At 64.7% G+C, this 24,062-nt stretch carries 21 protein-coding genes; 10 read left to right on the top strand and 11 right to left on the bottom strand.

Annotated elements, in window-relative coordinates; all coding sequences use genetic code 11:
* The first annotated feature begins 12 nt into the window (after positions 1 to 12).
* The 5 genes from ROH8110_RS17230 (at position 13) to ROH8110_RS17210 (ending at position 4,767) form a co-directional block, all read left to right on the top strand.
* Entirely contained in the window at positions 13 to 1,161 is a 1,149-nt protein-coding gene (locus ROH8110_RS17230) for an FAD-binding protein (RefSeq protein ID WP_085818972.1), read from the top strand.
* A complete protein-coding gene (glcF, locus tag ROH8110_RS17225; RefSeq protein WP_085818971.1) occupies positions 1,162 to 2,493 on the top strand; it encodes a glycolate oxidase subunit GlcF in 1,332 nt (443 codons plus the stop codon).
* Positions 2,494 to 2,543: 50 nt separating this feature from the next.
* Positions 2,544 to 3,341 (top strand): trypsin-like serine peptidase, encoded by a 798-nt coding sequence (locus ROH8110_RS17220; RefSeq protein WP_085819077.1) that lies wholly within the window; start codon positions 2,544 to 2,546, stop codon positions 3,339 to 3,341.
* The gene (locus ROH8110_RS17215; RefSeq protein WP_085818970.1) at positions 3,338 to 4,156 is read left to right on the top strand and encodes a trypsin-like serine peptidase; all 819 of its coding nucleotides are present in this window, start codon (positions 3,338 to 3,340) and stop codon (positions 4,154 to 4,156) included. Before ROH8110_RS17220 ends, ROH8110_RS17215 begins: the two co-directional genes overlap by 4 nt.
* 137 nt (positions 4,157 to 4,293) lie before the next feature.
* A complete protein-coding gene (locus ROH8110_RS17210; protein WP_085818969.1) occupies positions 4,294 to 4,767 on the top strand; it encodes an Hsp20 family protein in 474 nt (157 codons plus the stop codon).
* 52 nt (positions 4,768 to 4,819) lie between these two features.
* Here ROH8110_RS17210 and ROH8110_RS17205 read toward each other — a convergent pair whose 3' ends face one another.
* Complete coding sequence (locus ROH8110_RS17205; protein WP_245962873.1) at positions 4,820 to 6,073, bottom strand: META domain-containing protein; 1,254 nt, start codon at positions 6,071 to 6,073, stop codon at positions 4,820 to 4,822.
* Between the two features lie 214 nt (positions 6,074 to 6,287).
* Positions 6,288 to 7,760 carry an NAD-dependent succinate-semialdehyde dehydrogenase gene (locus ROH8110_RS17200; protein ID WP_085818968.1) on the bottom strand — a complete coding sequence of 491 codons (1,473 nt, stop codon included), beginning with the start codon at positions 7,758 to 7,760 and terminating at the stop codon, positions 6,288 to 6,290.
* A gap of 83 nt (positions 7,761 to 7,843) precedes the next feature.
* Between ROH8110_RS17200 and ROH8110_RS17195 the strand changes: the two genes are divergently transcribed.
* On the top strand, positions 7,844 to 8,632 hold the full coding sequence (locus ROH8110_RS17195; protein WP_085818967.1) for a hormone-sensitive lipase: 789 nt from the start codon (positions 7,844 to 7,846) through the stop codon (positions 8,630 to 8,632).
* Here the strand turns inward: ROH8110_RS17195 and ROH8110_RS17190 are convergent.
* Positions 8,622 to 9,617 carry a P1 family peptidase gene (locus ROH8110_RS17190; protein WP_085818965.1) on the bottom strand — a complete coding sequence of 332 codons (996 nt, stop codon included), beginning with the start codon at positions 9,615 to 9,617 and terminating at the stop codon, positions 8,622 to 8,624. The genes ROH8110_RS17195 and ROH8110_RS17190 overlap by 11 nt on opposite strands.
* A 156-nt stretch (positions 9,618 to 9,773) precedes the next feature.
* Between ROH8110_RS17190 and ROH8110_RS17185 the strand changes: the two genes are divergently transcribed.
* The 3 genes from ROH8110_RS17185 to ROH8110_RS17175 all read left to right on the top strand — a co-directional run bounded on the left by ROH8110_RS17185 (position 9,774) and on the right by ROH8110_RS17175 (position 11,953).
* Positions 9,774 to 10,982 carry an aminopeptidase P family protein gene (locus ROH8110_RS17185; protein ID WP_085818963.1) on the top strand — a complete coding sequence of 403 codons (1,209 nt, stop codon included), beginning with the start codon at positions 9,774 to 9,776 and terminating at the stop codon, positions 10,980 to 10,982.
* Between the two features lie 112 nt (positions 10,983 to 11,094).
* Positions 11,095 to 11,361, top strand: a complete 267-nt coding sequence (locus ROH8110_RS17180) for a hypothetical protein (protein ID WP_085818962.1) — start codon at positions 11,095 to 11,097, stop codon at positions 11,359 to 11,361.
* A 10-nt stretch (positions 11,362 to 11,371) separates the two neighbouring features.
* Entirely contained in the window at positions 11,372 to 11,953 is a 582-nt protein-coding gene (locus tag ROH8110_RS17175) for a DUF1523 family protein (protein ID WP_085818961.1), read from the top strand.
* 28 nt (positions 11,954 to 11,981) lie between these two features.
* Here ROH8110_RS17175 and ROH8110_RS17170 read toward each other — a convergent pair whose 3' ends face one another.
* The 6 genes from ROH8110_RS17170 to pdxR form a co-directional block, all read right to left on the bottom strand.
* Positions 11,982 to 12,854, bottom strand: coding sequence for a dimethyl sulfoxide reductase anchor subunit family protein (locus ROH8110_RS17170; RefSeq protein ID WP_085818960.1), 873 nt, complete (start codon positions 12,852 to 12,854; stop codon positions 11,982 to 11,984).
* Position 12,855: 1 nt separating this feature from the next.
* On the bottom strand, positions 12,856 to 13,626 hold the full coding sequence (locus ROH8110_RS17165; protein WP_085818959.1) for a 4Fe-4S dicluster domain-containing protein: 771 nt from the start codon (positions 13,624 to 13,626) through the stop codon (positions 12,856 to 12,858).
* On the bottom strand, positions 13,623 to 16,451 hold the full coding sequence (locus ROH8110_RS17160; protein ID WP_085818958.1) for a molybdopterin oxidoreductase family protein: 2,829 nt from the start codon (positions 16,449 to 16,451) through the stop codon (positions 13,623 to 13,625). Before ROH8110_RS17160 ends, ROH8110_RS17165 begins: the two co-directional genes overlap by 4 nt.
* 102 nt (positions 16,452 to 16,553) lie before the next feature.
* Positions 16,554 to 17,579, bottom strand: coding sequence for a phosphate acetyltransferase (pta, locus tag ROH8110_RS17155; RefSeq protein WP_085818957.1), 1,026 nt, complete (start codon positions 17,577 to 17,579; stop codon positions 16,554 to 16,556).
* Positions 17,579 to 19,357 carry a sulfoacetaldehyde acetyltransferase gene (gene xsc / locus ROH8110_RS17150; RefSeq protein ID WP_085818956.1) on the bottom strand — a complete coding sequence of 593 codons (1,779 nt, stop codon included), beginning with the start codon at positions 19,355 to 19,357 and terminating at the stop codon, positions 17,579 to 17,581. Before xsc ends, pta begins: the two co-directional genes overlap by 1 nt.
* Positions 19,358 to 19,452: 95 nt before the next feature.
* The gene (gene pdxR / locus ROH8110_RS17145) at positions 19,453 to 20,928 is read right to left on the bottom strand and encodes a MocR-like pyridoxine biosynthesis transcription factor PdxR (RefSeq protein WP_085818955.1); all 1,476 of its coding nucleotides are present in this window, start codon (positions 20,926 to 20,928) and stop codon (positions 19,453 to 19,455) included.
* A 182-nt stretch (positions 20,929 to 21,110) separates the two neighbouring features.
* Between pdxR and ROH8110_RS17140 the strand changes: the two genes are divergently transcribed.
* Complete coding sequence (locus ROH8110_RS17140) at positions 21,111 to 21,458, top strand: antibiotic biosynthesis monooxygenase family protein (protein WP_085819075.1); 348 nt, start codon at positions 21,111 to 21,113, stop codon at positions 21,456 to 21,458.
* A gap of 173 nt (positions 21,459 to 21,631) precedes the next feature.
* Here ROH8110_RS17140 and ROH8110_RS17135 read toward each other — a convergent pair whose 3' ends face one another.
* Together ROH8110_RS17135 and ROH8110_RS17130 are read right to left on the bottom strand one after the other, a co-directional pair.
* Positions 21,632 to 22,213: a HupE/UreJ family protein gene (locus ROH8110_RS17135; protein WP_085818954.1), complete on the bottom strand. Its 582-nt coding sequence runs from the start codon at positions 22,211 to 22,213 to the stop codon at positions 21,632 to 21,634.
* A 181-nt stretch (positions 22,214 to 22,394) separates the two neighbouring features.
* Entirely contained in the window at positions 22,395 to 23,777 is a 1,383-nt protein-coding gene (locus ROH8110_RS17130; RefSeq protein ID WP_085819074.1) for an aminotransferase family protein, read from the bottom strand.
* Between the last annotated feature and the right edge of the window lie 285 nt (positions 23,778 to 24,062).

Below are 24,062 nucleotides of genomic sequence, written 5' to 3'. Positions count from 1 at the left end.
AAGATGAAGACAATGGAACCTGAAAGCGAGGCCGAGCTGGCCGCCATCCTGGCCGGGGCCGAAGCGCCGTTCCGGGTGCAGGGCGGCGGGACGCGCCCTGTTGGGGGCGCGCGCGACGGCGTGCCGCTGACGACGCGGCGCCTGAGCGGGATCACGCTATACGAGCCGGGCGCGCTGACCATGGTGGCGCGCGCCGGCACGCCGCTGGCCGAGATCGAGGCGACGCTTGCGGCCGAAGGGCAGCGGCTGGCATTCGAGCCGATGGATCATCGCGGATTGCTCGGCACCAGTGGAGAGCCCACCATCGGTGGGGTTTTCGCCGCCAATGTCTCGGGGCCGCGGCGCATTCAGGTGGGCGCGGCGCGCGATTTCCTGTTGGGGGTGCGCTTCGTGGATGGGCGCGGGCAGGTCATCCGCAATGGCGGGCGGGTGATGAAGAACGTGACCGGCTATGATCTTGTCAAGCTGATGGCGGGCAGTTTCGGCACGCTCGGGGTGTTGACCGAACTGTCCTTCAAGGTGCTGCCCGGCGCGAAAAGCGCGGGCACGGTCGAGATCACGGGCCAGGATGATGCCAGTGCCATAACCGCGCTGTCGCGTGCATTGGCCTCGCCCTTCGAGGTGAGCGGTGCAGCGCATCTGCCGGGTGGCGGCGACGGGCCGGCGCGGACGCTGATCCGGCTGGAAGGATCGCAGGGCTCGGTTGCCTATCGCGCCGGACGGTTGCAGGAGGCGCTGGCGCAGTTCGGCGATCTCGGATTTGACCACGACGGTGAGGCTGTTGCCGGAATATGGCGCGACCTGCGCGACCTGCGGCGCTTTCACGGGCGCGACGGCGATGTCTGGCGCCTCTCCGTGAAACCCTCGGACGCACCCGGTATCGTGGCCGCGCTGCCCGGTTCCGAGGCGATCTATGACTGGGGCGGCGGTCTTGTCTGGCTGCTGGTGCCGCGCGGCACCGCGCCCGCGAAGATCCGCACGCCGCTGGCAGAGACGGGCGGCCACGCGACACGCATTCGCGGCGAGGCGGGCGGCGGGACCTTTCAGCCACTGCCCGCGCCGGTGGCGGCCCTGCAGGAAGGGCTGCGCCGCAAGTTCGACCCGCGCGGATTGCTCAACCCCGGCCTGATGGACGGTCCGGCCCAAATGGCGAGCGACTGAATGAAGACGGAATTCACAGAAGAGCAGCTTCGCGATCCGGGCATCGCGCGCTCGAACGAGATCCTGCGGGCCTGCGTGCATTGCGGGTTCTGCACCGCCACCTGTCCGACCTACCAGGTGCTCGGTGACGAGCTCGACAGCCCGCGCGGGCGGATTTACCTGATCAAGGACATGCTCGAGAACGAGCGGGTACCTGACGCGAAGACCGTCAAGCATATCGACCGCTGCCTGAGTTGTCTGGCCTGCATGACGACATGCCCCTCGGGGGTGCATTACATGCACCTTGTCGATCACGCGCGCGACTATATCGAGCGCAATTACAAGCGGCCCTTCGGCGATCGTGCCCTGCGCTGGATCCTGGCGCGGATCCTGCCCTATCCCGGGCGGTTCCGGCTGGCGTTGCTGGGCGCGAAGATCGGGCGGCCTTTCGCGTTCCTCATGCCCGATGCGCGGCTGAGGGCGATGCTCGAGATGGCACCCAGGCAGGTGCCGCCGGTCAGCCGCAACGACGACCCCCAGAGCTTTGCGCCCAAGGGGCCGCGCCGCAAGCGGGTGGCGTTGATGACCGGCTGCGCGCAGCGTGCGCTCAATACCGATATCAATGATGCCACCATCCGCCTGCTGACCCGGCTGGGCTGCGAGGTGGTGGTCGCCGAAGGCGCGGGCTGTTGCGGGGCGCTCACGCATCACATGGGCAAGACCGGGGAAAGCCACCGCACGGCGGCCAGGAACATCCGCGCCTGGACCCGCGAGATGCGCGGCGAAGGGCTTGATGCGGTGGTCATCAACACCTCGGGCTGTGGCACGACCGTCAAGGATTACGGCCATATGTTCCGGGGCGAGGCGCTGGCCGAAGATGCCGCCGCCGTGTCGGAAATCACTATGGATATCAGTGAGTTGCTGATGAAGCTCGATCTGCCCGAGGGCGCAGACAAGGGGCTCAGGGTCGCCTATCACGCGGCCTGTTCGCTTCAGCATGGCCAGCAGATCAAGAGCTATCCCAAGGACCTGCTCAAGCGCGCCGGGTTCAGCGTGGTGGAACCCGCCGACAGCCACCTGTGCTGTGGCAGCGCGGGCACCTACAACCTGATGCAGCCCGAGATCTCGGGGCAGTTGAAGGCGCGCAAGCTGCGCACGCTGGCCGCCTGCCAGCCCGAGGTGATCGTCGCCGGGAATATCGGCTGCATGATGCAGATCGGGTCGGGGGCGGACGTGCCGGTGGTGCATACCGTCGAACTGCTGGACTGGGCCACGGGCGGGCCGATGCCCCCGGCGATGCGCCCCGGCCACAACGCCGGCCCGCAGGTGCCGAACCTGCGCGGCGCGCCCTAATTTCGCCCCAAACCGTTGCTAGCCAAATGGCCAGTATCGCCGGAGGGGCCATGCTCAGACATTTGATCATCTTCGTCGCCGTCTTCCTGGCGGGGGTCGCGGCTGCGCAGGACAGCCGCCTCGAGCGCCTTGATACCGGCGATGACGGGCGCGGCTGGGAGGCCGTGGGGCGTCTCGATATCAACGGGCTGGGGTTCTGTACCGGCGCGCTGATCGCACCGCGGATCGTGCTGACAGCGGCGCATTGCCTGTTCGACAAGGCAAGCGGCGCAAAGATCGACCCCACCGGGATCGAGTTCCTGGCCGGTTGGCGCAACGGCCGCGCCTCGGCCTATCGCCAGGTGCGCCGCGCGGTGATCCACCCGTCCTATGATTTTTCCGAGACCGATCCGGGCAATCGGGTGCGCAATGACATCGCATTGCTGGAACTGCACCACCCGATCCGCAACACCAGCGTCATCCCGTTCGAGACCGATATCCGCCCCCGCAAGGGGCAGCGCATCGGCGTCGTCAGCTATGCGCGCGGGCGTTCCGATGCGCCCTCGCTGCAGGAAGTCTGCGACGTGATGCTGCGTCGGCAGGGTGTGCTGATTACCTCCTGCGACGTTGATTTCGGGGCCTCGGGTGCGCCGATCTTTTCCTTCGAGGGGGGAGCGCCGCGCGTGGTCTCCGTCGTGTCGGCCATGGCCGAGATGGACGGGCGCAAGGTCTCGCTTGGAACGCAGCTTGAAGGGCCGCTGGCCGAGCTTTTGCCGATGCTCGACGAGAACAGCGTTACGCCACAACCCCGGCGCATGTTCACCACGGGCGGCAGACGCGACACCGGCGCCAAGTTCGCCAAGCCATGAACAGCTGGCATCGCATTCTGGGCGCGGCGCTGTTCGCCGCTCTCCTTGCAAGCCCGGCGGCATCGCAGAACAGTGGCCTCATCCGTCTGACCGACCGAGACGACCTTTTCGGATGGGAGGCCGTGGGCCGCGTGGAGCAGGGCGCTTCGGGCTATTGCACCGGCGTCCTGATCGCGCCCGATCTGGTGCTGACCGCCGCCCATTGCGTCTTTGATCGGCAGGGCAACAGGATCGCTCCCGAGACCATGCGCTTTCGCGCCGGGCTGCGCGACGGCAAGACCATCGCTGAACGCGGCGTTGCCCGCCATGTCGCGCCCAAGGCCTATGACCCGCTGGGCGGGATGAGCGCTGAGAACGTGCGCAACGACGCGGCGCTTCTGGAACTGGAAACACCCATTCAATCCGCGCTGGCCGATCCCTTCGTGCTGCATGGCGCACCGCGCGCGGGCCTGCGCCTCAGCGTCGTCTCCTATGGCCGCGACCGCGACTCCGCGCCCTCATGGCAGCGTGATTGCGGGCTCGAGGCATTCGGCGGGGGGCTGATGCAGTTCGACTGCGATGTCACTTTCGGATCATCGGGTGCGCCGGTTTTCACCCGTGACGGGCACCGCGCGCGCATCCTGTCGCTGGTCAGCGGCGGGTCGAGCGATGCCGTTGGCACCACCGCCTATGGCATGGAGCTTCCCGCGCTGGTCGATGCGCTCAAGCGCGATCTGCGTGCCGCCAGACCGGCACAACCTGCAAATGGCGGTTTTCTGCGCGTGCAGGTGGGCGAGGGGCACCGCGCCTCGGGCGCGCGTTTCGCGCGGCCCTGACTCCGCGCAGGGGTCTTGAAAGCGCCGCGCGCGCATCCCAAATCAATTCTGCCCGACGCCGCTTTGCGGGTCGCGCAGTTTTTGCCTGTCCCTTCGGGAAGGCATCACATGAGGTATCGCTCAAAGGAGGATGACCAATGCGTAACTTCGACCTTGCGCCCCTGTACCGGGCCACCGTGGGTTTTGACCAGATCGCCGACATGATGGATCGTGTCCTTGCCAGCGACATGGGCCAGCCCACCTATCCCCCCTACAACATCGAAAAGACCGCCGATGATTCCTATCGCATCTCGATTGCCGTTGCCGGTTTCGCCGACAGCGATCTCAGCGTCGAGGTGAAGGATGGCGCGCTTGTCGTTTCTGCCCGTAAGGCCGAGGACGATTCCGCGCGCAGCTTCCTGCATCGCGGCATCGCCACCCGCGCCTTTGAACGCAAGTTCCAGCTGGCCGATCACGTCAAGGTCACCGGCGCATCCCATGCCGACGGGATGCTGCATATCGACCTCGTGCGTGAAGTGCCCGAGGCGCTCAAACCGCGCCGCATCGCGATCGCCAGCGGCGCTGGCAAATCGCGCGACAAGGATGTCGTCGATGCGGAATGCGTGAACTGATCACGCCCCGGACCTAAAGGGCGGGCCCGCCATCGCGGGCCGCCCACATCGCTTACATCATCCGCCGCGCTTTCAGCAGCGTGGCATCCTCGGGGCCGCCGATCAGCAACAGCGCGCCGGTCTCGTCGAAATCAAAACGCCGGACCTGTTCCAGCGCGTCCAGCAGGCGGCGCTCCTGTTTCATCAACGCATCGGGGCAGGCCATCAGCGTCGCACCCATCTGGCTGAATGACAGCCCCTCACCCGTCAGTTCATAGCCTCCGATAAACCGGTTGCAGCCGCTGGTCCCCGCCACGCGCCCGCCCGCGTCAAAGCTGATGGCGGGGGCGGATCTGTCGACGATTCCCGCACCGCCCATGTCCTCGATCTGCCATTCGCCGCCGGTCAGAAGGCTGGCGGGGTCGCCGCCGCATCCGCGCAGTACACGCTCGTCCAGCGCCAGTGCGGCGTGATGCGGATGCGGCATTCCGGTGGCGTCGTCGCGGCACAGCCTGTCCTCCAGCGTCAGGCGCGCGCCAATCCCCTGCATGTCGAACAGATACGCCCCCGGCGTGACCTCGGGTTCGGGCCGCAGGGCGCTTCGCTTCAGTTCGCCATAATCGGCGATCAGTTCCACCTCATTTTCCCCGATGCTGACCTGCCAGCCCGGCTCGTTGCCGCCTGCGCGATAGGGCTGGGCGCTTTCGTCGATCCGGGTGCAATCGGGCATCTCCTGTCCCTCCACGGTCAGCATGCCGGCGTCGCCCTTCGACCAGAACTCGGTGCTGCTGTTCCCGACCGCCTCAAAGCGCGCGCCGGATGCTGCCCTGACCTGCTCCATCTCGATGTCGCGTCCGTCGACACGCAGTATCGCGCGCTCACCCAGCACGCCGAATTCAACTTCGCTACCGCCGCAATCGTATCGCGTGGCAAAAGCCAGCGGCGTGACCTGACTCAGCCTCAGTGCGCCGAGGTCAACTGCCTCATCGCCCGCCTTGAACGGCACGTCCTCGACCAGCCATCGCGGCTGCCCGGCGATGCGGATCACCGCGCCGACCCGGCCCGACAGCTTCGCCGGGACATCCAAGCTGAAGGGGATCGGCACCTGCCGTCCCTCGGTGCCGAACTGGACCTCGCCAAGGATCGTGCCGAAGGCGCCCGTCGCCGCCACCGTGACCGAGGCGTCGTCGGGCAGGGCGATCTTTTGCATGTAGCTCAGCGATCCGCTGATCGTGCGGGGCTCCTCCTGCGCGTTGCCCGGCTGGCCTGCAAGGGTCAGGGCCATGGTCAGGGCAAGGGCGGGGAGGGTGGCGATAAGACGGGTCATGATGGTCGGCTCCTTCGGGTCTTCGGGCACGGTGCCAGTCTATCCTGATCGGGCCATTGCGGGCGAGGGCAACACGGCGTCACGCGCAAAAAACCGCGCGCCCTGTTAGGGGGCGCGCGGCTGTGCTTGATACCGATGTGATACCGACGTTTTACCGGTGCGATACCGAAGCGGGTTTTGCCTTGTTAACCAGAGGCTTGACCCCGATTCGGGCTCAGACGCTCATGCAGATGTATTTCATCTCCAGGAATTCATCGATCCCGTGATGGCTGCCCTCGCGACCAAGCCCCGATTGCTTGACCCCGCCGAACGGCGCGACCTCGGTCGAGATGATGCCGGTGTTGACCCCGACGATCCCGTATTCCAGCGCTTCGGCCACCTTGTAGACCCGGCTCAGGTCCTTGGCATAGAAATAGCTGGCCAGACCGAAGATCGTGTCATTGGCCATCGCGATCACGTCGTCCTCGTCCTCGAACTTGAACAGCGGCGCCAGCGGGCCGAAGGTCTCGTCGGTGGCGAACTGCATGTCCTGCGTCGCACCGGTCACGATGGTCGGGGGCAGGAAATAGCCCTCGCCCTGCACCGGATCGCCGCCGCCAAGGATCACGCTGGCGCCCTTGGATTTCGCGTCGGCCACGTGTTCCTGAACCTTTTCAATGGCATCCGAGTTGATCAGCGGCCCAAGCGCCACGCCTTCATCGAGTCCGTCGCCCATCTTCAGCTTGCTGACGGCGTCCTTCAGTTTCTCGGCGAAAGCATCGTAGACACCGGCCTGGACATAAATCCGGTTGGCGCAGACGCAGGTCTGGCCGTTATTGCGGAACTTGCACATGATCGCGCCCTCGACGGCGGCATCCAGATCGGCGTCGTCGAACACGATGAACGGTGCGTTGCCGCCCAGTTCCATCGAGCATTTCATCACGCTGTCGGCGGCCTGGCGCAGCAGGATACGCCCCACCTCGGTCGAGCCGGTGAAGGTCAGCTTGCGCACGGTCGGGTTCTCGCAGAACTCCTTGCCGATCTCGGACGAGCGCGACGAGGTGACGATGCTGAACACGCCCTTGGGAATGCCCGCGCGTTCGGCCAGAACTCCCAGAACCGTTGCGGACAAGGGCGTTTCGGCTGCCGGGCGTCCGACAAAGGCGCAGCCTGCGGCCAGCGCGGGTGCCGCCTTGCGGGTGATCATCGCGTTGGGAAAGTTCCAGGGCGTGATCGAGGCCGCAACCCCGATGGGCTGCTTGATGACGGTGATGCGCTTGTCGCGCTGGTGGCCGGGAATGGTCTCGCCATAGATGCGCTTGGCCTCTTCGGCGAAGAACTCGACAAAGCTGGCGCCATAGGCGATCTCGCCCTTGGCCTCGGCTAGCGGCTTCCCTTGTTCGGCGGTCAGGATGATGCCCAGATCGTGCTGGTTTTCCATCATCAGGTCGAACCATTTGCGCAGCACGGCCGCGCGTTCCTTGCCGGTCCAGCGCGCCCATTCCTTCTGCGCGGCTTCGGCCTCGGCGATGGCCTTGGCCACCTGCGCGCGGCTCAGGTCGGCCACATTGGCGATCACGTCGCCGCGTGCGGGGTTGGTGACCTCGAACGTGCCGTGGTCGCCATCCGCCCATTCCCCTGCCAGATAGGCCTGTTCGGCCAGCAGGCTTGGGTCCTTGAGTAGCGATTTCAGGTCGGTCTTGGTCATGGCGTTTCCCCTTTTCGGATTGGTCTCGCAAAGGCAAACCATCTTGCGTTAGGCTTGTCCAGCCTAACCAGCGGGATATTGCGATGGAACTGGACGACGCCTATGCAAATGCGGCCCATATCGCGGGTGCCGATGCCTATCCGGCCCGTTGGGCGGCAAAGGCTGCGGCCTTTCGCGAGGCCATGAGCGAGACCGGCCATGCCCGGCTGGACCATGCCTACGGGCCGGGCGCGCGCGAGGCGCTTGACCTCTTCCTCCCAAGGGGGGAACCGACCGGTCTCTGTGTCTTCGTGCATGGCGGTTACTGGCTCAGGTTCGACCGTTCCTATTGGTCGCATCTGGCCGCTGGTGCGCTGGCGCGGGGCTGGGCCGTGGCGATGCCCTCATATGATCTTTGCCCGGATGTCACGATTGGCAAAATTACCCGCCAGATCGCCCGCGCGGTAACCACGGCAGCGGCTGAAATCTATGGCCCGATCGCTCTGGCGGGCCATTCCGCCGGTGGTCATCTGGTGGCGCGCATGGCGGTGGCAGGCGTGCTGCAAGATGACGTGGCGCAGCGCATCCATAGCGTCGTGCCGATCTCGCCCGTCGCCGACCTGCGTCCGCTTCTCAAGACCTCGATGAATGCGCAGCTCGGGCTTGATATGGCGGCGGCCCGCGCCGAAAGCCCGGTGTTGATGCAGCCGATGGATATCCCGGTGACCGTCTGGGTCGGGGCGTCGGAACGTCCAGCGTTTCTGGATCAGGCGCGTTGGCTGGGCGAGGCATGGGAATGCCCCGTGGTCGAGGCCGAGGGCCGCCATCATTTCGATGTGATCGACGCCCTGGCCGAGCCCGACAGCAAGATGGTGCAAGCGCTTATCGGCTGAGCGAGGACCAGGCGGGCAGGGTATCGCCCGGCGCGGGCGCCGCCAGATAGACGGCGCGGGCAATCGCGCGCGCCATGCAGGTCGCCGCCGCATGGCCGATCGCCAGGCTGTCTGCAACCTCGTTCTTCAGCGATCGCGCGCCGGTCGCGGCTGCAAAGATCAGATCGCCATCCATCGGCGTATGCGCAGGCACAAGGGCGCGCGCCAGACCGTCATGCGCGGCGGTGGCCAGCCTCGTGCATTGCGGTTTCGTCAGCGCCGCATCGGTCGCAACGATGCCGATGGTGGTATTGGCGTGCTGTGACAGCTTGGTTTTCGGCAGGTCGGGATATGGATAGGCAGGCGCAGGCCCGAGGCCGCCGAACTCGTCGCCGATCTCGAACGGAGCGGCCCAGAAATGCGGTCCATCCGCCACCGTGGCCGCGCCAAGCGCATTGACCACCACCAGTGCGCCTACCGTGACCCCGGACTCCAGCACCATCGACGCCGAGCCAAGCCCGCCTTTCAGATTGGCCGTGGTCGCCCCGATCCCCGCCCCCGCAGAGCCAAGAGCGAAGTCCGCCCCGACCGCCGCCAGCGCCTCTGCGCCAAGGCGTTTGTAGGGGTTTTCGGGCCAGTCCTTGTCACCGCCATTCAGCAGGTCGAAGATGATCGCGCCGGGCACGATGGGCACCCTCTGGTCGCCCACGGCAAAGCCGCGCCCCGCAGCACGCAGCGCATCCGCCACGCCCGAAGGCGCATCAAGACCAAAGGCCGAGCCCCCCGACAGCACCAGCGCGTCGACCTCGCTCACGGTCTTGTCGGCGGCCAGCAGGTCAGTTTCCCGGCTTCCCGGCGCGCCGCCCATCACATGCACCCCGGCGACGAAGGGCGCATCGCCCAACAGGACGGTGGCGCCGGTTCTGACCGCCGCATCATGGGCATTGCCCACCATCAGGCCCGGCACGTCGGTAATCAGGTTTCTGGGTCCGGGCAAGGCGCGCATTGTGGTCAAAATCCTCTGAAGGTGTCGCAAACCATCTTGCCAGAACCGTCAGGATCAGCAAGGAAGGGTTCGGGCCGGGGCGATGGCGTCGCTCCACGGGGCCGGCAATCCAACCGTCCTGAACGCCGGGACCTTTCTTGTCGAAGGAGGGTCGTCATGACTGCACGTCCTGAAATGTATCGTTTCCACAATGGCGAAAAGGCCAAGCTGCCCTTTGCCGAAATCGAATATGAAGCCCGCCTCAAAGGGTTGCGCCAGATCATGGACGATGCCGGCGCGCAGGCGGTCGTCTTCACCTCGATGCACAATATCGCCTACTACAGCGGGTTCCTTTATTGCGCGTTCGGGCGCCCCTACGGCCTTGTGGTGACCGACACCGACTGCGTGACGATCAGCGCGGGGATCGACGCAGGGCAGCCCTGGCGGCGCTCATATGGTGACGCGATCACCTACACGGACTGGCAGCGCGGCAATTTCTGGCGTGCGGTCCTGTCGGTGGCCGGGGAAAACCGTGTCGTGGGTTACGAGGGCGATCACCTGACCCTGCAACAGCGCGATGCGCTCGAGGATGTGCTGAAGCCGCTTACGATGGTCGATGTCGCCGCTGCGACCATGCGCCAGCGCCTGTGGAAGTCCCCCGCCGAGATCGCGTTGATCCGCGAAGGCGCGCGGGTGGCCGATCTTGGCGGCTATGCGATCCGCGAGGCGGTGGCGGAAGGCGTGCGCGAGATCGACGTGGCAATGGCCGGTCGCGACGCGATGGAACAGGAGATCGCCCGAAGCTTCCCCGACGCCGAATACCGCGACACCTGGGTCTGGTTTCAGTCGGGGATCAATACCGATGGCGCACACAACCCGGTGACCGCGCGCCGCCTCGAACGCGGCGATATCCTGAGCCTCAACACCTTTCCGATGGTCTCGGGCTATTACACCGCGCTCGAGCGCACCATGTTCCTGGGCGAGGTGGACGATGCCAGCCTCAGGATCTGGGAGGCCAATGTCGCGGCGCATGAATACGGTATATCGCTACTCAAACCGGGGATCAGCTGCGCCGAGGTGACCCACGCGATCAACGCCTTCTTCGAGGAACGCGACCTCCTGCAATACCGGACCTTCGGTTATGGCCATTCCTTCGGGGTGCTGAGCCACTATTACGGGCGCGAGGCCGGTCTGGAACTGCGCGAGGATATCGACACGATCCTTCAGCCCGGCATGGTGATCAGCATGGAACCGATGCTGACCCTGCCCAAGGGACAGCCCGGTGCAGGGGGCTACCGCGAGCATGATATCCTGGTGATCACGCCCGACGGCAACGAGAACATCACCGGCTATCCCTACGGACCGGACTTCAATGTGATCGGTTGAAGCCCCTCCGGGCGGCCCGTGTGGCCGCCCGTCACCCGGCATGCTGTCATTGCGCCGGGGCGGATCAATCCTTATTCAGGTGCAAATGGTTACAGACATGGGCGGGGCCTGAATGCTGGCATTTGTGCGACTCGTGGTGTTCGGCTTCATTGCCCTGACGGTCATCTACGTGGCGATCTCGCTCTGGTCCCGCGCGGTCCGGCGCGGAAAACTCGAGCGCGAATGGGAGGAAACGGGTAGGCCCGGCGACAAGGATACCTATATCGAGACAGGGATGACCGACTACGAGCATTCGCTCAGGCGCAGGCTGATCCTGCTGGTCTATGTCATCCCGGTCACCGTGATCGCGGTGATCATCTATGTGACGAATTTCATGTGAGGGGGCCGGAATGGTCTATGTCAAATGGGGATTCTGGGGGCTGTTCTGGCTCTTGGTGGTGGCGTTCCTGCACTACACGCTGCCGCAGCACGATATCGGCCGGATCACCGACACCTACGAAAAGCGCGTCGATCCGGGGGACAACTCGTTGTTCTGGTCCGGGGCCGACACCGGCGAGGACATGACCAGCACCAATCGCGACGTGTTCTTCATTCAGACCTTCCGCACCAATGACAAGCCGATGATCTATCGCAACGAGGATACCGGCTGGGGTTGGCCGCCCTACTTCAAGTTCGATACCTCGAACCTTCAGGCCGAGGCTTCGGATCTCATTTCAAAGAAGAACGCCGCCAGTCCGCAATGGGTTGTCGTCACGCATTACGGATGGCGCAACGAGTTCTTGTCGATCTATCCCAATGCGGTCGCGGTCGAGGCGGCCACGGGGCCGGATCAGCGGATCATCCCGTGGTTCAACATCATCCTGTTGACCCTGCTTGCCGCTTTCGCCTGGGGTATTCGGGTGCGCTGGAAACGCTTTCGCGCCAACCGGCTCGATCCCAAGATCGCACAATGGACCGGGCAAGACGAATAGTTGCCCGGCGGCGTCCCGCGCCGCCCGTTCAGCGCTTGCCGTAGTAGAGGCCGACCACATGCTCGGCTTCTGCAAAGAACAGCCAGCGCGAGGCGGCGATTCCGGCCAGGTGCGACACCACCGCCAGAAACGCCATCAGATGCGTGAACGGCGCCAGCAGAAGCACCACCGGCAGCGCGTATCCCAGGATCAGCGCGATGATCCGCAGCTTGATCGAATGCCTGCGCCCGACCACGTGAACGAATTCGCGCAAGAGGTAGTTGGTCCCGGTATGCGGCGGCTCGAAGGCGCGCACCGCGCCGATATCGCCAAGCTGCGTGGCGCTGGCCATGTCGGTGCCGCTCCGGCTCAGGGCCATGTCGCCGCGCACCCACCACAGCACCTGAAGCACCGCCGCCACCGGTAGCAGGATCAATGCCGCCAGGGCTTGCCCGGCCAAAAGCGCGCCGCCCGCCAACGCGATCGCCAGCATCAGCGCCGGCGTCAGCGGTGTTTTCCAGCGCGGCACGGTCTTGAGCTGCCCGTAGATCATCGAGGTGCAATAGACCGTCAGCAGCGACAGCGCCGCGCCCAGCCACCCAAGGGCGGTCCATTTGGCGCCAAGAAACACCAGCCCTGCACCATAGAGCGCCATCACGATCAGCGCCGCGACGCTGACCCATGCCTCTCGGCTCAGCCAGCTTGTCCGCCATTGGGTGAACGCCTTCAGCGCCCGTTCGGGATGCCCGAGGTGAAACGTCGAGGCCATGAGCCCGCCCACGGCCAGCGCATAGGCGATCGCGAAAAAGGCAAAAGCCACCCATCCCGTGACAAAGGGAAACCCCATGCCCAGCCAGACAAGAAGCCCGAACCCAAGCCCGGAAAGCGTGGTGAAGATGATGACAGAAGGGGCGGGATGCATGTCAGAGTTTCTCCAATGCCTTGTCGAGCCAGCCGATGAAGCCCTTCGGCTCTTCGGCTACCGGCTTCAGGAATGGCGCCAGCACGTCGATATCGCCTTCGGGCTGCGCTGCGGGGCGGTCCATTTGGTCCTTGGGGCGTGGCGGCAGGTATTTGTTGACCGGTTTCGTGCCTTGCTCGGGCATCAGGTCGACACCGCCTCGCGCCTCGACCAGCTGCGACACGTCGCTGTCCGGGTCTCCCAGGTCGCCGAAATGCCGCGCCCCCGCCGGGCAGGTGCGCACGCAGGCCGGCACCCGGTCTTCCTCGGGCAGGTTTTCGTTATAGATGCGATCGACGCATAGCGTGCATTTCTTCATGACGCCTTCGGCCGCGTCCAGTTCGCGCGCGCCGTAAGGGCAGGCCCAGGCACAGAGGCCGCACCCGATGCAGTCAGTCTCGTTGACCAGAACGATCCCGTCCTCGACCCGCTTATAGCTGGCACCCGTAGGGCAGACGGTGACGCAGGGCGCGTCCTCGCAATGCAGGCATGATTTCGGGAAATGAATGAGCTGCGCAGTGCCCTGCTCGGGCTGAACCTCGTAGGAATGCACGCGATTGAGGAACGTGCCGGTGGGCGCGCTGCCGTAAGGGTCCTGATCCGATAGGGGTGCACCGTAGTTCTCGGTGTTCCAGCCCTTGCAGGACACCACGCAGGCATGGCAGCCGACGCAGGTGTCCAGGTCGATTACAAGGCCGAGCTTCTTTTCGGTGCGGTCTGGCAGCTGTGTCATTTGCCCACCTTCCATTCCAGATGATCGGGGCCCTGGCCCACCGGCGAGTGGATCGGCGGCAAGCCGGGCTGGCTTTCGGTGGGGGCGGCCACCTTTTCGATCTTCACACGCAGGTCGAACCATGCCGCCTGCCCGGTGATCGGATCCGAATTGGCCCATCTCAGCCCGTCGCCCTTGGCCGGCAGCAACTCGTGAATGAGATGGTTCAGAAGGAAACCCTTGGTCGCTTCGGGCGCGTCCTTGTCCAGCGCCCAGGCCCCCTTGCGCTTGCCGATGGCGTTCCAGGTCCAGACCGTGTTTTCGTTGAGCGCGGCCATATGCGCCACGGGAACGGTGATTTCGCCATGTGCCGAGGTGACACGCGCCCAGTCACCATCGGCAAAGCCGTTCGCCTCCCAAAGCCCGGTCGGCAGGTAGAGCGGGTTATGCCCGTGGATCTGGCGCAGCCACGCATTCTGGCTGCCCCAGCTGTGATACATCGCCATCGGCCGCTGCGTCAGGGCGTGAACCGGGAACTCTTCGGTATCGATGCCGCCATCCTCGAATGGCGGATACCAGATCGGCAGCGGGTCCAGTGTTTCGCGGATGCGTTCACGCAGGTGGTCCGGAGGCTGGCGTTCGCCGTGGCCCTCGGCAGCCAGCTGGAAGCGGCGCAGCGGCTCGACATAGAGGTCGAAGATATAGGGCTGCGGGCTGTCAAAGATGCCCAGCTCCACCGCCCAGTCCTGATAGGCCATGTTCCACGGCTTGTAGTAGCTGGCCGCGTCGGGGATGTGTTTCACGAAGAAGCCGCCATTCTCGATGTAGCGGTCCAACTGCTCGGGATTGGGCGCGCCGCGCCCGTGGCTTGGGCCGGTCTCGCCCTTGCGCCAGCCCGCCAGCGGGCCGATGCCCGGCTTGCGCTCGTGATTGGTGATGTAGTCGGCGTAGTCGGCGTATTTCTGGCTGCCATCGGCATTGACGAAGCCCGGCAGGCCCAGCCGTGCACCAAGATCGCACAGCGCGGATTGAAAGCCGCGCACATCGCGGTCGGGTTCGACCACCGGCCAGCGGATCGCATCTGCCGCAGCATCCGCCTCGCAGATCGGGCGGTCCAGCAGGCTGATGCAGTCATGGCGCTCCAGATAGGTGGTATCGGGCAGGATCAGGTCGGCATAGGCAACCATCTCCGAACTATACGCATCCGAATAGATGATATGCGGGATGACATGCTCGCCGTTTTCATCCTTGTCCGTCAGCATGTCGATCACGCCGCGCGTATTCATGCTGGAATTCCAGGACATGTTCGCCATGTACATGAACAGCGTGTCGATCTTGTAGGGATCGCCGGCATGGGCGTTCGAGATCACCATATGCATCAGCCCATGCGCCGACATCGGGTTTTCCCATGTAAACGCCTTGTCGATGCGCACCGGGCTGCCATCGTCCTTCAGCGCCAGATCGTCCGGCCCCTGCACGAAACCCAGATGCGGGCCGTCCAGCGGCTTGTCCGGTGTCACCGCGCTGTGCGGCTTGGGGTGGGCGCTGACAGGCTTGGGATAGGGCGGCTTGAAGCGGAAACCGCCGGGCACCTCGACCGACCCCAGCAGGATCTGAAGCATATGCAGTGCACGGCAGGTCTGGAACCCGTTGGAATGCGCCGAAATCCCGCGCATCGCGTGGAACGCAACCGGGCGGCCCTTCATCTGCTTGTGGGTCTCGCCCCGGAAATCCGTCCATTCCTGGTCGAGCACGATTTCCTCGTCAAAGGCCACACGGGCCAGTTCGGCGGCAATGGTGCGGATCTTGTCGGCGCTGATGCCGCAACGCCCGGCCACGGCCTCGGGGGCGTATTGCGAATCCATGTAGCGTTCCGCAATCAGGTGCATGACCGGCTTGTGGGTGACACCCCCATGCCGGTAGCTGGCCGAGAGGTCAGGCTGCACGCCTTTCTGGTCGAACGGCGTCAGCTTGCCGGTCTTGCGATCGATGACCAGCGTCTTGCCGTCCTCGTCGCGCATCAGCAGCCCGTGCTCGGGGGATTCGGGATCCATGTTCACCAGGACCGGCGCATTCGTGTAGCGTGCCAGGTAATCCAGATCGATCCGCCCGGCGCGCAGCAGCTCGTGCACCAGCGACAGGATGAACAGCCCATCGGTTCCGGGGGTGATGCCGACCCAGTCGTCGGCCACCGCGTTATAACCCGAGCGGATCGGATTGACCCCGATCACCTTGGCACCGCGCGCCTTGATCTTGCCGATGCCCATCTTGATGGGGTTGCTGTCATGGTCCTCGGCGACGCCGAAGATCATGAACAGCTTGGTATGATCCCAGTCGGGCTGGCCGAATTCCCAGAACGCGCCGCCCATCGTGTAGATGCCGGCCGCTGCCATGTTGACTGAACAGAACCCGCCATGCGCGGCATAGTTCGGCGTGCCGAAGTTCTGCGCCCAGTAGCTGGTGAAGCTCTGCGACTGATCGCGCCCGGTGAAAAAGGCCAGCTTTTCGGGTGCTTCGGCGCGCAGCGGCGCAAGCCAGCCGGTGGCGATCTTCAGCGCCTCGTCCCAGCTGATTTCCTCGAATTCGCCCGAGCCGCGCGGCCCCACCCGCTTCATCGGCGCACGCAGCCGCGAGGGGGCGTTATGCTGCATGATCCCGGCGCTGCCCTTGGCGCACAGGACACCCCGATTGACCGGATGGTCCCGGTTGCCCTCGATATAGGCGACCTTGCCATCCTTCATGTGGACGTTGATGCCACAGCGGCAGGCGCACATGTAACAGGTGGTCTTGCGCACCTCGTCGGACACCTTGGGCGAGGTCTCGATCTTGGGCTGGTGATGTGTCATCGGGCGTTCCCTGTTTTGGCGTCGGTCACGGCGGGGCATCGTCTGACGCCCGACATGGCGGTTGCTTGAGGTCTGTCCGGGATCTCTGCCCCGGTTTTCGGATCAGGCGCGGGCCTGCAATACGGTCACTGCGATCATCTCGGTCACATCCTGCGCGACACAGCCGCGCGAAAGATCGTTGGCGGGTTTTGCAAGGCCCTGCAGAATCGGCCCGATGGCCGCATATCCACCCAGCCGTTGGGTCATTTTGTAGCCGATATTCCCGGCGTCCAGATTGGGGAAGATCATGACATTGGCATGCCCCGCCACATCCGAACCCGGCGCTTTGGAGGCCGCGACCGAGGGCATGAAGGCGGCATCGAACTGTAGCTCCCCATCGGCCTGCAAATCCGGGTGACTGCTCTTGAGGTGCTTCAGCGCGTCAGTGACCTTGGTCACGCAGGCATGGCGCGCGCTGCCCTTGGTGGAAAAGGACAGCATGGCGATTTTCGGCTCCTGGCGCATCAGCGCCCGGCAGGATGCGGCCGAGCTGGCGGCGATCGCGGCCAGTTCCTCGGGCGAGGGATCGATGACCAGCCCGCAATCGGAATACAGCATGGCGCGCGCGTCGCCTGTGGCGTGTTCGGGCGGATACATCAGGAAAAAGCTGGACACCATCGCGGCGCCCTGCGCCTTGCCGATGACCTGAAGGGCGGTGCGCACGACGTCCGAGGTGGTCGTCACGGCGCCGCTCACGGTGCCGTCGGCATAGCCCTGACGCACCAGCATCGCGGCATAGACCAGAGGGCTTTGCACCGCGGTCTGCGCGGCGGCCGCGTCAATGCCCTTATGGCGGCGCAGGTCGTGATATGCGGCGGAGAAATCTTCGGTCAGCGGCGATGTGGCGGGATCGTGGATCTCGATCCCGTCACCGTCGCTGCCCCCTTCGGTGGCCAGCGCGGCGCGCACGCCCGCTTCGTCGCCCACAAGGATGATACCGGCGATCCCGGCCCTGCGCGCCGCCAGCGCCCCCGCTACCACGCGGGGGTCGCTGCCTTCGCTCAAGGCGATTTTCGCCGCCGGGGCCGGGTCTTGTGCAAGCACAAGGTCGACCGGCCTCGGGGTGGTTGCGTCGGGTGCGTCTGCCATCACACCTTCTGGGGCTTCATGTCGTTCTTGTCGATTCCGGCGACCTGAACGGGCTTCTTCATGGCGTCACGACGGAAGGGTTCGCCAAGCTCCTGGTTGATCATGGCTTCGATGAGCGTGGTCTTGCCATTCTCCATCTGGTCCTTGATCGCCTGGTTCAGCGCCTCGGTCAGCTCTTCCATATTGCGCGCCACGACGCCCTTCAGGCCGCAGGCCTGGGCGATGCCGGCATAGCTCACTTCCTGGTCCAGCTCGGTGCCGACGAAATTGTCATCGAACCACAGGGTCGAGTTACGCTTTTCGGCGCCCCACTGGTAGTTGCGGAACACGATCTGCGTCACTGCGGGCCATTCGCTGCGCCCGATCGCCGTCAGCTCGTTGACCGCGATGCCGAAGGCGCCGTCACCGGCAAAGCCCACGACCGGAACGTCCGGGCAGCCGATCTTCGCGCCAACGATCGCCGGCAGGCCATAGCCACAGGGTCCGAACAGACCCGGCGCCAGGTATTTGCGGCCTGCCTCGAACGAGGGATAGGCGTTGCCGATGGCGCAGTTGTTGCCGATATCCGAGCTGATGATCGCCTCGCGCGGCAATGCGGACTGGATTGCGCGCCATGCCATGCGCGGGCTCATCCAATCGGGCTTGTCGGCGCGCGCGCGCTCGTTCCAGGTGGTGCCGGGATCGTCATCCTCATGATCCATGCTGCTGAGCTGCTGCGCCCAACGGGATTTGGTCTCGGCGATCTTCGCCTTGCGGGCATCGCGCCCCGCGTCGCCAGCCGTCTCGGCAAGCTGTGCCAGGATGCCCTTGGCCACTTTGGCGGCATCGCCCACGATACCGACTTCGATCTTCTTGGTCAGGCCGATCCGGTCGGGGTTGATGTCGACCTGGATGATCTTGGCGTCCTTGGGCCAGTATTCCATGCCATAGCCCGGCAGCGTCGAGAATGGGTTGAGGCGCGTGCCAAGGCACAGCACCACATCTGCCTGCGAGATCAGCTCCATCCCCGCTTTCGAGCCGTTATAGCCAAGCGGCCCCGCGAACAGCGGATGCGAGCCGGGGAAGGCATCGTTATGCTGGTAGCCGACACAGACAGGTGCATCCAGACGTTCGGCCAGCGCCTTGCTGGCGTCGATCCCGCCATCCGAAAGGACGACGCCCGCGCCGTTCAGGATGACCGGGTTCTTCGCCTCGGACATCAGTTTCGCAGCCCGCTCCACCGAACCTTCGCCACCCGGCGAGCGCTCGAATTCCAGCGCCTCGGGCAGGTCGATATCGACCACCTGGGTCCAGTAATCGCGCGGAATGTTGATCTGCGCCGGACCCGACAGGCGCTTGGCCTGGGAGATCACGCGCGCCAGCACCTCGGCAACGCGGGTCGGATCGCGCACTTCTTCCTGATAGGCGACCATGTCCTGGAACAGGGCCATCTGCTCGACCTCCTGGAAGCCGCCCTGGCCGATCGTCTTGTTGGCCGCCTGCGGCGTCACCAACAGCAGCGGGGTGTGGTTCCAATATGCGGTCTTCACAGCGGTCACGAAATTGGTGATGCCGGGGCCGTTCTGCGCGATCATCATCGACATCTTGCCGGTCGCGCGCGTGTAGCCATCCGCCATCATCCCGGCGCTACCCTCGTGCGCACAATCCCAGAACATGATTCCCGCCTGCGGAAACAGATCCGAAATCGGCATCATCGCCGACCCGATGATCCCGAAAGCATGTTCGATCCCATGCCGTTGGAGTGTTTTCACAAAGGCTTCTTCTGTGGTCATTTTCATAGGAGTTCTCCTGAGCAGAGGGGGGTGTTGGGGTTTTGGGTTGGGGGGAAACTAGGCTGGGGGGGAGACAGGAAGTAGGGCCAGAATGCTTGCCATCATAGAGCCAGTCGGCGCAGGTGGGCCAGTTCTTCGGACAGGATCGCGATTCCGTCGGGGATGCGTTCGGAGGGGATCGAGGAATAGGCCAGGCGGTAATAGTTGCGTGGCGCGGCGGGGCCGCGAAAGAATGGCTGGCCGGGTTCGATCAGCACCGAGCGCGCGCGCAGACGTTCATCCAGCTCGGCGGTGTCGACGCCATCAGGCGCCCGCATCCAGATCGAGGAGCCACCGAACACGCCGCGCCCCTCGACGCCCAGCCCGTGATCCGCGAGGGCCTGTTCCATCACCTGCCTGCGACGGGCAAAGACCTGCCCCATCCTCCGGATCAGGCTGTCGTAATGACCAAGGCTCAGGAAATAGGCCGCGGTGCGCTGGATATGGCCCGGCGGGTGGCGCAGCACGCTGGCACGAAGGGCGCGGCATTCGCGGATGAACTGGCGCGAGCCCACCAGATACCCCAGCCGCAGACCCGGAAAGATCGACTTGGAAAAGCTGCCCACATAGATCACCCGCCCATCGGTATCGAGCGATTTCAGGGCCGGCAGGGGCGAGCGCAAGAAGGATATCTCGAACTCGTAATCGTCCTCGACAATGAGCGCGTCCATCTCGCGCGCCTTTTCCAGAAGCGCCTTGCGGCGGGCCATCGGCATGGTCGCGTTGGTCGGTGCCTGGTGGCTGGGCGTGGTGAAGATCACATCGGCATAGCGCGGCAGATCGGCGGGCGGCAGTCCGTCGCGGTCCACGTCGACCGAGGCAAGATAACAACGCGATTGCATGAGGATATCGCGCAGCGCGTGATAGCAGGGCTCTTCGATGGCGGCGGTGCGTCTTTGGGTCAGCAGGACCTGCGCGGTCAGCCACAGCGCGTTCTGCGCGCCCATCGTTACGAGGATCTCGTCGGGTTGGGCCAGGATGCCGCGCCGGGGCAGGGTGTGGCGCAAGATGAACTCGATCAGCTTGGGGTCGTCCTGATCGTAATAGTCGGTTGTCAGCGCCTGAAAATCCTTCTGCCCAAGGGCCTGAAGCGCGCAGTGCCGCCAGTTGGCATGATCGAACAGCGACGGGTCGGTCTGCCCGAAGACAAAGGGATAGCGGTAGCGCGACCAGTCCTGCGGCTTCTCGGGCGTGTTGCCGCCGGTAAAGCGCCGGCCCAATGCGCGCGACCAGTCGATCGTATCGCGCCCCGGCGCGCGGGCGTCGAATTCGGGCGGCTCGGGGGCGTTCTGGGACACGAAATAGCCCGAGCGGTCGCGCGCTTCGAGATAGTCGCTGGCCTGTAATTCTGTATAGGCCAATGTCACCGTGATGCGGCTGACGCCCAGATGGCGCGCCAGCTTGCGCGAGCTTGGCAGCTTCTCGCCCTTGCGAAAGCGGCCTGACAGGATGCCTTCGGCGATCATCTGCTGGATCTTCGCCTGAAGCGTGCCTTCGGCATCGGGATTGAGGAAAAAGGTTTCGACTGAAATGGCCATGCGGTCAGGATAGATTGGACTTATCCGCGTGGCAATCTGGTCTTATGCACGCAAGGCATGTATTTGCGCCCGCGCTCTGCGCGCCATGCGTGCGCGACGGCCGTTACCGGAGATTCGCCGGGGCTTGAATGGTGCGCCTTGCCGGGGGATGGTCGGGCAACGCGCAGGACAGGAGGCACATCATGATCGCCGTGATATTCGAGGTTGAACCGGCAGAGGGCCAGCAGGGGCCTTACCTTGACATGGCCGCCAGGATGCGCCCGCTGGCCGAACAGGTCGAAGGCTTTATCAGTGTCGAACGCTTCCAGAGCCTGACCACTCCGGGCAAGCTCTTGTCGCTGAGCTTTTGGGAGGATGAGGCGGCGGTGGAGCGCTGGCGTCAGTTGGAGGCGCACAGGGGCGCGCAGAAGGCCGGGCGCAACGAGATGTTCGCGGATTACCGGCTGCGGGTGGTCAGCGTGATCCGGGATTACGGGAAGCATGAGCGCGACGAGGCGCCCGTGGACAGCCGCGCGGTGCATGATGGCTGAAGGCGGGGCGAAACGGTGATATCGGTTTGATTAACAAGCGAAATCCGTGATCGGCATCGCGTCGGCATTGCATCGGTATCGCGTCGGTTTCCTGCACCGTGAACCAAGAGGTTAACGGGGCGCGCGCCCGTCACGCGCCCCGAACCGTCAATGAATGGTTAACAGCGCAGGGTTCAACCGAGGGCGATCAACGCACCGGCCAGGCCTGTGGCGGCGCCCATCGCGCGCAGCACCAGCCCGGAGCCGGCACGCAGCGCGCGCGCAAAGAGCAGCGCGACCGCCAGTCCGACCAGATGCAGCCCCGCCGTCGCCAGCGCGAAACCCGCGCCGAACTGAAGCGCCGCTGCGCTGCCCAGTTCGCCGCCATGCGCATGACCGTGAAACAGCGCCAGACCGGCGACCAGCGCCATCGCCCAGCCAGCCGAGGGGCGCAGCGCGAGCGCCACCACAAGGCCCAGCAGCATGATGGATGCCAGGATCATCGGCTCGACAAAGGGCAGGGGCATCCCGATCAGCGCCAGACCGAAACCGGCCAGCATCGCACCAACGAACGCCGTGGGCACCTGCCAGAGGGCGCGACCGCCGATCTGCGCCGCCCAGAGGCCGACCGCGATCATCGCCAGGACGTGATCGAGCCCGAAGAGCGGATGCGTGACCCCCGCCATGAACGAGCCGTATTCGCCGGGCGGCAGGTGGGCCGCGGCGGGCGAGGCGGCAAGGGAAAGGGCGAGAAGAAGGAAAAGTTTCGGTTTCATGTGGCTCCTGTTCATCTGGTCAGCCGGCACCTCGGGATGAGTCGCGCCTGACCGCGAATGAGCCAGCCCCGGCGTGGGGGTGCAAGGCGAAACTGCGCCGAGCACCGCATTGCCCCGGCAAGAAAAAACCCCGGCATGCGAAGATGCCGGGGCAGGTGGGGAACCTGAATCTGTCAGGAAATCAACCGAAGACCTTGGTCAGCGCCTTGTCGGTTGCCTCGATGATCTGGTCGATATCGTCCTTGCGCGCGATCAGGGCGGGCGAATAGCACAGCGTGTTGTTGAAACCGGGGATCGAGCGGTTGGTCGCGCCGATCACCACGCCCTGCGCCATGCAGTCGCCGACGACCGCCTGCACCTGTTTCTCGGGGACGGGTTCCTTGCTGGCGCGGTCGGCAACCAGTTCGGCACCAAGGAACAGGCCCTTGCCGCGCACGTCGCCGATGACTTCATGCTTGTCCTTGAGCGCGTTCAGCTGGTCGAGCATGTAATCGCCCATAGCCACGGTGTTTTCGAGCAGACCCTCTTCCTCGATGATGGCCATGTTTTCCAGCGCCGCCGCCGGACCCGCCGTGCAGCCGCCGAATGTCGAGATATCGCGGAAGTAATCCATCGGATCGCTGGCGTCTTCCTTGAACATGTCGAAGACTTTTTCGTTCGTCACGCAGCAGGCGATCGCGGCATAGCCGGAGGCGACGCCCTTGGCCATCGTCACGAAATCGGGTTCGACGCCGTAATGCTGATAGCCGAACCATGTGCCGGTGCGCCCGATTCCGCAGACGACCTCGTCGATATGCAGCAGGATGTCGTATTTGCGGCAGATCTCCTGCACACGGGGCCAGTAGCCCGGCGGCGGGGTGATGACGCCGCCGCCCGCGGTCACGGGTTCGAGGCAGAGCGCGCCGACGGTATCGGGGCCTTCGGCCAGGATCACTTCCTCGATGGCGTCGGCGGCGCGCTGGCCGTATTCCTCGCCGGACAGATCCCATTGCGCGCGGTATTCAAGGCAATGCGGCACACGCACGAAACCGGGTGTGAAGGGGCCATATTGGGCATTGCGCTCATCCTGGCCGCCAGCCGACAGCGCGGCGATGGTGGTGCCGTGATAGTCGCGCTCGCGATACAGGATCTTGTGCTTCTTGCCGCCGTAACGCTTGTGCGCGATCTGGCGGACCATCTTGAAGGCTTTCTCGTTCGCCTCGGAGCCCGAGTTTGTATAGTAGACGCGGCTCATGCCCGGCATTTTTGAGATCAGCTTTTCGGAGAACAGCGCGCCGGGCACCGAACCCGCCGAGCCTGCGAAATAGTTCAACTTGATCAGCTGGTCGCGCACGGCGTTGGCGATGCGTTCGCGGCCATAGCCCACGTTCACCGTCCAGACACCGCCCGAGACGGCATCGATATGTTCCTTGCCGTGCTGGTCCCAGACGCGCATGCCGCGCCCCTCGACGATGATCCGGGGCTCGCCGGTCTCGAAGGGTTTGTGCTGTGTCAGGTGATGCCAGACATGCGCGCGATCGGCTTCGACGATCTTTTCGATGTCGTTGGGCAGGTTTCCGTCCATCATGAGATGCTCCATCAGGTTGCGCCGGTCTGGTCATTGGCCGCATGTATGGGGCGGGCCAGGGCCGGTTTGATCGAATTTCCACAATTGAGCCTCGAATCCGGTGTTTCGGATAGGGCCAGTTGACAGCTTTGACTATCGCCAAAATGCCCGGCGGGGGAAAGCCCTGACCGCTATATGCCGGGAAAGCCGCTGCAATTTCGTGCATCTTCCCCAAATGGCGATTTCATGAAAGCCGAAATCCTTGGGCAAATGCCATAAAAGCGTTGATCGGAGTCCGAATTT

The organism is Roseovarius halotolerans, from assembly GCF_900172255.1.
Classification (GTDB): domain Bacteria; phylum Pseudomonadota; class Alphaproteobacteria; order Rhodobacterales; family Rhodobacteraceae; genus Roseovarius; species Roseovarius halotolerans.
The sequence above is the reverse complement of the archived record's forward strand: the minus strand, read 5'-3'. Positions and strand labels throughout refer to the sequence as shown.

What these genes read in the sequence shown, in the direction of transcription:
- ROH8110_RS17165 (WP_085818959.1), bottom strand. Translation starts at nt 13,626, where the DNA reads ATGACACAGCTGCCAGACCGCACCGAAAAGAAGCTCGGCCTTGTAATC.
- ROH8110_RS17170 (WP_085818960.1), bottom strand. Translation starts at nt 12,854, where the DNA reads ATGCATCCCGCCCCTTCTGTCATCATCTTCACCACGCTTTCCGGGCTT.
- pdxR (WP_085818955.1), bottom strand. Translation starts at nt 20,928, where the DNA reads ATGGCCATTTCAGTCGAAACCTTTTTCCTCAATCCCGATGCCGAAGGC.
- pta (WP_085818957.1), bottom strand. Translation starts at nt 17,579, where the DNA reads ATGGCAGACGCACCCGACGCAACCACCCCGAGGCCGGTCGACCTTGTG.
- ROH8110_RS17230 (WP_085818972.1), top strand. Translation starts at nt 13, where the DNA reads ATGGAACCTGAAAGCGAGGCCGAGCTGGCCGCCATCCTGGCCGGGGCC.
- ROH8110_RS17215 (WP_085818970.1), top strand. Translation starts at nt 3,338, where the DNA reads ATGAACAGCTGGCATCGCATTCTGGGCGCGGCGCTGTTCGCCGCTCTC.
- ROH8110_RS17160 (WP_085818958.1), bottom strand. Translation starts at nt 16,451, where the DNA reads ATGACACATCACCAGCCCAAGATCGAGACCTCGCCCAAGGTGTCCGAC.
- ROH8110_RS17180 (WP_085818962.1), top strand. Translation starts at nt 11,095, where the DNA reads ATGCTGGCATTTGTGCGACTCGTGGTGTTCGGCTTCATTGCCCTGACG.
- ROH8110_RS17205 (WP_245962873.1), bottom strand. Translation starts at nt 6,073, where the DNA reads ATGACCCGTCTTATCGCCACCCTCCCCGCCCTTGCCCTGACCATGGCC.
- xsc (WP_085818956.1), bottom strand. Translation starts at nt 19,357, where the DNA reads ATGAAAATGACCACAGAAGAAGCCTTTGTGAAAACACTCCAACGGCAT.
- ROH8110_RS17220 (WP_085819077.1), top strand. Translation starts at nt 2,544, where the DNA reads ATGCTCAGACATTTGATCATCTTCGTCGCCGTCTTCCTGGCGGGGGTC.
- ROH8110_RS17135 (WP_085818954.1), bottom strand. Translation starts at nt 22,213, where the DNA reads ATGAAACCGAAACTTTTCCTTCTTCTCGCCCTTTCCCTTGCCGCCTCG.
- ROH8110_RS17175 (WP_085818961.1), top strand. Translation starts at nt 11,372, where the DNA reads ATGGTCTATGTCAAATGGGGATTCTGGGGGCTGTTCTGGCTCTTGGTG.
- ROH8110_RS17140 (WP_085819075.1), top strand. Translation starts at nt 21,111, where the DNA reads ATGATCGCCGTGATATTCGAGGTTGAACCGGCAGAGGGCCAGCAGGGG.
- ROH8110_RS17195 (WP_085818967.1), top strand. Translation starts at nt 7,844, where the DNA reads ATGGAACTGGACGACGCCTATGCAAATGCGGCCCATATCGCGGGTGCC.
- glcF (WP_085818971.1), top strand. Translation starts at nt 1,162, where the DNA reads ATGAAGACGGAATTCACAGAAGAGCAGCTTCGCGATCCGGGCATCGCG.
- ROH8110_RS17210 (WP_085818969.1), top strand. Translation starts at nt 4,294, where the DNA reads ATGCGTAACTTCGACCTTGCGCCCCTGTACCGGGCCACCGTGGGTTTT.
- ROH8110_RS17130 (WP_085819074.1), bottom strand. Translation starts at nt 23,777, where the DNA reads ATGGACGGAAACCTGCCCAACGACATCGAAAAGATCGTCGAAGCCGAT.
- ROH8110_RS17185 (WP_085818963.1), top strand. Translation starts at nt 9,774, where the DNA reads ATGACTGCACGTCCTGAAATGTATCGTTTCCACAATGGCGAAAAGGCC.
- ROH8110_RS17190 (WP_085818965.1), bottom strand. Translation starts at nt 9,617, where the DNA reads ATGCGCGCCTTGCCCGGACCCAGAAACCTGATTACCGACGTGCCGGGC.
- ROH8110_RS17200 (WP_085818968.1), bottom strand. Translation starts at nt 7,760, where the DNA reads ATGACCAAGACCGACCTGAAATCGCTACTCAAGGACCCAAGCCTGCTG.